The organism is Stieleria sp., assembly GCF_041595215.1.
Classification (GTDB): Bacteria; Planctomycetota; Planctomycetia; order Pirellulales; family Pirellulaceae; genus Stieleria; species Stieleria magnilauensis.
On record NZ_JBFHKV010000582.1, the window covers coordinates 1 to 5302 of the forward strand.

Sequence of the window (5302 nt, forward strand, 5' to 3'; positions counted from 1 at the left end):
GACGAGTCCGTGCCAATCTGCCGACGACAGGGGACTCGCCGACGACAGGGGACTCGCCGACGACAGGGGACTCGCCGACGACAGGGGACTCGCCGACGACAGGGGACTCGCCGACGACAGGGGACTCGTCGCCTCGTCCACTACCCGAAAATTGAGCTGCGAGAGACTACTAGTATAGCTCGCCGGAACGTTGGTCGGTGTCGTTGATCGCGGCTTGTGATTTCCGCAATGTCTCGGTGAATTCGGCCAGCGTCGACGCGAACCGCGACAGGCTCGGCCCCAGAGGGGCGAGAAACTCCCGCTCGAATTGGGCCGCGCGATCGTCTCGCCAGTCCTGTTTGGTTTCCTGCCATAACCGGGCGAAATCGTTGAATTCGCGCCGGAATCGATTTTGGGCGTCGGTCAGGGGGGCGAGGTTCAGGGGATCAAGTGGCATGGCTTCAGCGATTGATCTGGTCGCGGGCGTGTCGGGCGAGTGTTTCCTGGTACTTCTTCTTGCCCTCTTCGACGCTTTTGCGAATCGCCCGCGTGCTCTCTTCGCTCTCCTTGCGCAGTTCAGCGATCATCTCCAACGACTCGATTTGAAAATCGCTGATCGCATCAACCAGTTTCTGCACCGATTCAGGATTGATCGTGCTGCCGTATCCGGCCTTCAAGGCGGCGCGTTCCAGTTCACGCCCCAAGTTGGCGACGTCTTCCAACCCCTTGTTGACGCCGTCCTTCATCGCTTCGGTCGCCTGGGTGACTTCGTGGAGCCCGTGCTGACTTTGATAGACCGTGCCCAGGATTGTGAAGACATGTTCGTTGGTCGTGAAAAACGTGACCGCGCGACGGTAGACGCGTTCCTTGACATCGTGCGTTTGTTTCAACTTGCTGATCAACGTTTCACCGACGTCGTAACCGATCTCCAAATTCTCGGCGATGTCTTTGAGCAGCTGGTACGTCTCGTCCTCGTCTTCATACTTCTGACGCGTCTCGTCACGCGCAAGCTCCAACTGGCTCTTGCCCCCTTCGTCGCTGCCGGTGTAGTTGTCCAAAGCCTCTTGGGCGTCCGACAATGCCTTTTGAGCCGCTTCTAACCGTGGGGCGTGGGCATCGAGCAGCTCGCGTGCGAGCACCTCGGCTTCCTTGAGCGCAAATCGAAAGTCGATGTACGCGTCCATGATCCGGTCTTCGCTCTTGAGTGCCTCTTTGGTGTCCTTGGCGACGTCGGAATAGATTTCGACGATTTTTTCGAAGCGGTCGTTGGGCGTCCCCCGGCGGATCTTCATCCACCAGTTGGACAGTTTTTCGGTGCCGCTGATGCGACCGTCGTCCAACTGGGCGATCAACCGCTTGCTGTCCTCGCGGACGGAGTCGAATTCCTGTGAGATCTGCAGGTACCGGTTGCCGACCTCGATGCTCTCGACATTCTCTCGCACCAACGCGTTGAACGCCCCCATGTGCTGAATCACATCGGCGATCGCCAACACTTTGGCCTCATCGAGATGCTTGACGCCTTCGAGCAGGGAAATCAATTCTTGAGGGGCTCCGCTCTTGCTGTCGACGCCGAAATCCTTCAACACCTGGACCGCATCGTTGAGGTATTTTCGCATCTTGCTCGTATCGCGGGGCTGAGACTGGGATTGCGATGCAGACGCTTGAGCTTGCTGGGACATGTTTTTGGGTCTTTGACGGATGTATGGTTGCGAAAGAAACCGACGACGGGCGTCAACACGCCTACCAAGTTAGCGCACCGATGCCCCAGACGCAATCGAGACGGTATCTTGTATTCTTGGGCACCGCCCCCCACGCCCTGTTTTCCCACATCAAACGCGATGAGCCAAGCACAAGCCAAACAGACGCAAATCGAAGTCCCCGGGCAACACCTGACGCTGCAGGAAACGTTGCGGGTGATGGACGTCGCCCGGGAAATGCGGGACCAGCGTGAGAAAGCCGAAGAGATGTTTCGCCGGGATGACCTCCGCGTCGCCCTCCGCGAAAAACTGATGCGGACGGCGCGATTGTCCGGCGATAACGTGACCGAGGCAGAAATCGATGCGGCGATCGGCCAGTACATGGAAACCCTGCACACCTACCAGGATCCCGCGCCAGGGTTGAAACGTTTTCTCGCCCACTGCTGGGTGTGGCGTGACAAGATTCTTTGGTCGATGGCCGGCGTCGCGGGATTCGCCGGCGGCCTTTGGTACCTCTTCGGTTAGCCCAGGATACGTGTGACATGACGATTTCCGGTCCGGCAATGCACCGTCTGCTGATGGACGGATACAGAGACGTGCAACAACGCATCGACCAGATGCGGTCCGAATGCTCCTCGATCGATGCCCAACGAGACCAATTGGGTGACGATCGCAGCGACGCGCTGATCAATCTGGCGGAATACTACCTGCCGGAGTTGACCCGCGAGTCGATCGAATCGTCTTGGGGCGAAGTCCGCGATCGCGTGCAGCAGGTCTTGATGCGAAAAGAAGACCATCGGCGTCGCGTATCGGCCGGCCTGGCCGAAGCCAACGAGCGGCGCTCGCTGCAAGAGGAGCGTTTGCTGGAAATCAATGCCGACTATGACGAAGCGAAAACCAAACAAGACGAACTTGCCTCGCAAGTCGAATCCGAATTGGCCGCCGACGAAACCTTTGTTTCACTTTCCAATCAAGCCGCGATGGCCGAAGCCGCCTTGGAGCGGGCCGAAGCCAACCTGAACGAGATCGAACAGGACGCCGCGCGAAAACTGCCGGGTTACGAAAACAGCACCCTGTTCACCTACCTGAGAGACCAGAAGTACGGCACCGACCAGTACGGCAAACGCGGCTTCACACGCCGGATGGATCGTTGGCTGGCGAAATACATCGATTACCACAAAGCCAGACAGAGCTACCAGTTCCTGGCCGATACTCCTGACCAGATGCGCAAACTGATCGGCGAGGACCGTGCGGCGCTCGACACCGTGATGGAAGAACTGGAAAAGCGACGCGACCTGGTCGTCAAGCGGCTCGGGCTGACCGCCGCCGTCTCCAAAGCCGAACAGTTGGGTGAGCGCCGCGAGCGGCAACTCGTGGAACTCGACAAGCTCCGCGACGAAACCGAATCGCTCCAGCGCGAGCTAACCGACTTGGAAGACACCCGCGGAGAATACTACCGCGAGGCCGTGTCCGCGATTCGCGAACGGCTCGCCGAGATCGACGCCCGCGACCTGGCCTCCAACGCCCGCCGAACCCCCTCGCTGACCGATGATCAAATCGTCGCTCGGATCCAGGGGGTCGACCAGAAACTCGACGACCTGGACGGCGACACCCGCCGACATCACGACGAAATTCGTGACATGCAACGCGGCATCGAAGCACTCGGCCGGCTGATCCAACGTTTCCGCGCGGCAAAGTTCGACGCCGCGCGTTCCCATTTCGAACCCTCGCTAGACATCCTGGACCTCTTGCATCGGGCCAAGAACGAACGCGACATCGACGACGTCTGGGACCGACTCCGCCGCGCCCAGCGTTGGGGGCCGACGCTCAGCAAGCAACTGGGCAACGTCGCCTCGCACCCGATGTCCCAAGTCTTGATCGGTGCGATGGCACTCGCCGCCGGGGCGGCCCAAAAGGACCACACCAACCGAGCCGCCCGCCGCCGCGGCCACTAAAAAGCGTCAGGGGCCCTTTTTTGCTATTCGGCCGCGATCGCGCGGAAGACGTCGTCCAGCCGACGACGAATCAAGGTCGACCACAGGTCATATCCGGCCTCGCTGAGGTGCAGTTTGTCTTCGACGAACAACTCCGCTCGCGGCGTGCCATCCGATTTCAGGTAATGGCTTGCGGTCGGAATGAAATAGGTGTTGGGCGTCGAAAGTGCGATCTCGCGAAGCCGTGCATTGACCGCGCGAATTTTCCCCCAGGCGTCAAACCGCTTTTCACACGGCGTGATCTCGATCAGAAAAAACGGGGCACCCGGCTGATGCTGGTGTGACACCGCGACGATGTGACGGGCGAGTGCCTCAATTTGGTCGGGCGTGTGATCGTCCGGGTTTCCGACCACGCCGTTGCCGACGAACATCACGATCGCACGGTACCGGTGCGGCGACACCAATCGATCGACAAAGACGGCCATGTCGGTGAACTTGGCACCCCCATAGCCGCGACGGATCGTTCGGTACGGGGCCATGTCGACGGCCATCGTCGACCAGCGGCGGATGCTGCTGCTGCCGATAAACAAGATTGCGTCATCGGGATTCGATTCCGTCCGATTGAGTTCGTCAAACGCAGCGATGTCGTCTGACCATTTCTTCTCCGCCGCGGCCCGGTACGGCGCCAACAACTCCTCGGCACTTCCCGATCCCTCCGGCTGGCCGTCTTGGGCGACCAGATTCAGGGTACCGGACGAAACCGCGGCAACGAACGTCACAAACAACAAGAACAAACGCATCATCAACTCGATCCCATTCGTTGGAATGTCAAAAGGTAAAGTCTCTCGGTGAACGAATGGCACATCATAGTCCAACTCGCCCCGGCCAGGCCGCCCCGCGGTACCGCTGAGACTCCATTGGTCCACGCTGCGATCGTATCGCGTATCCTATGGAGTCGTCCCACTTTACCGAGGCGTTCCATTGATTCATCCGCACCCCATCGCGTTGGTCTTCGTCACCCTGACTCTCTGCGGTGGACCATTGCTTCCCGTCGGCAGCGAACACGTCAGGGCCGACGAGATCGCCAGCGTCGACCCAAACGCCCGCCCCGCCTGGATCTGGGGCACCCAAGATCGCGTCGCCGGTCAGCGCGTCACGTTTTCAAAACCATTCCAGGTCCGGGCGGCGGTCGCTCGTGCAACGATGCATCTGGCCGCCGACTTCACGCGATGCTCGGTGATCTTGAACCGACGACCGTTGGCCCAGTTGGATGAATACGCGCCCTGGATGCAGTGGGACGTGACCGACCGGCTTGTCACGGGAACGAATCAGGTGTCGCTCGACTGCACCAGCGGCGACGGACCGGCCGCCATCGCGATGAGCCTGGAAGTGGTCTACGCGGATGGATCGGTCGAGACCCTTGTCAGCGGTCAGGATTGGACGACGAATCGTGGCGCCGCCGTCTCCTTGGGACGTGTCGCACGAGAGTTTTGGAACGTTTCCGAACTCGCCCAGATCTCGCCCTTCGAAGACTACGAACAATGGCGTCGCGCCAGCGGAGCGGATGCGGGGACCGACCCGGCAACCTTTGTGACGCAGCCGGGTTTCGAAGTCGATCTGGTTCGCTCGGCCGGACCGGACGAAGGTTCATGGGTCAGCATGGCACTGGATCCCCAAGGCCGAATCACCATC

At 60.1% G+C, this 5302-nt stretch carries 6 protein-coding genes; 3 read left to right on the top strand and 3 right to left on the bottom strand.

Going from position 1 to position 5302, the window contains the following annotated elements; genetic code table 11:
• Positions 1 to 169: 169 nt before the first annotated feature.
• Both ABX749_RS20505 and ABX749_RS20510 read right to left on the bottom strand, forming a co-directional pair.
• Positions 170 to 436 carry a hypothetical protein gene (locus tag ABX749_RS20505; RefSeq protein ID WP_145215589.1) on the bottom strand — a complete coding sequence of 89 codons (267 nt, stop codon included), beginning with the start codon at positions 434 to 436 and terminating at the stop codon, positions 170 to 172.
• 4 nt (positions 437 to 440) lie between these two features.
• On the bottom strand, positions 441 to 1658 hold the full coding sequence (locus tag ABX749_RS20510; RefSeq protein WP_145215592.1) for a cell surface protein: 1218 nt from the start codon (positions 1656 to 1658) through the stop codon (positions 441 to 443).
• A 159-nt stretch (positions 1659 to 1817) separates the two neighbouring features.
• Here ABX749_RS20510 and ABX749_RS20515 point away from each other — a divergent pair, with 159 nt between their 5' ends.
• Together ABX749_RS20515 and ABX749_RS20520 are read left to right on the top strand one after the other, a co-directional pair.
• Positions 1818 to 2201 carry a DUF6384 family protein gene (locus ABX749_RS20515; protein WP_145215595.1) on the top strand — a complete coding sequence of 128 codons (384 nt, stop codon included), beginning with the start codon at positions 1818 to 1820 and terminating at the stop codon, positions 2199 to 2201.
• 17 nt (positions 2202 to 2218) lie between these two features.
• Positions 2219 to 3631 (top strand): hypothetical protein, encoded by a 1413-nt coding sequence (locus ABX749_RS20520; protein WP_372897614.1) that lies wholly within the window; start codon positions 2219 to 2221, stop codon positions 3629 to 3631.
• 23 nt (positions 3632 to 3654) lie between these two features.
• Here the strand turns inward: ABX749_RS20520 and ABX749_RS20525 are convergent, their stop codons facing one another.
• Positions 3655 to 4413 (bottom strand): GDSL-type esterase/lipase family protein, encoded by a 759-nt coding sequence (locus ABX749_RS20525; RefSeq protein ID WP_372897615.1) that lies wholly within the window; start codon positions 4411 to 4413, stop codon positions 3655 to 3657.
• Positions 4414 to 4591: 178 nt separating this feature from the next.
• Between ABX749_RS20525 and ABX749_RS20530 the strand changes: the two genes are divergently transcribed.
• On the top strand, positions 4592 to 5302 hold a 711-nt coding region (locus ABX749_RS20530), incomplete at its 3' end, for a hypothetical protein (RefSeq protein WP_372897616.1).

Bases quoted from the DNA above. Each gene is read 5' to 3' on its own strand.
- ABX749_RS20505 (WP_145215589.1), bottom strand. From the start codon at position 436: ATGCCACTTGATCCCCTGAACCTCGCCCCCCTGACCGACGCCCAAAAT.
- ABX749_RS20510 (WP_145215592.1), bottom strand. From the start codon at position 1,658: ATGTCCCAGCAAGCTCAAGCGTCTGCATCGCAATCCCAGTCTCAGCCC.
- ABX749_RS20515 (WP_145215595.1), top strand. From the start codon at position 1,818: ATGAGCCAAGCACAAGCCAAACAGACGCAAATCGAAGTCCCCGGGCAA.
- ABX749_RS20520 (WP_372897614.1), top strand. From the start codon at position 2,219: ATGACGATTTCCGGTCCGGCAATGCACCGTCTGCTGATGGACGGATAC.
- ABX749_RS20525 (WP_372897615.1), bottom strand. From the start codon at position 4,413: ATGATGCGTTTGTTCTTGTTGTTTGTGACGTTCGTTGCCGCGGTTTCG.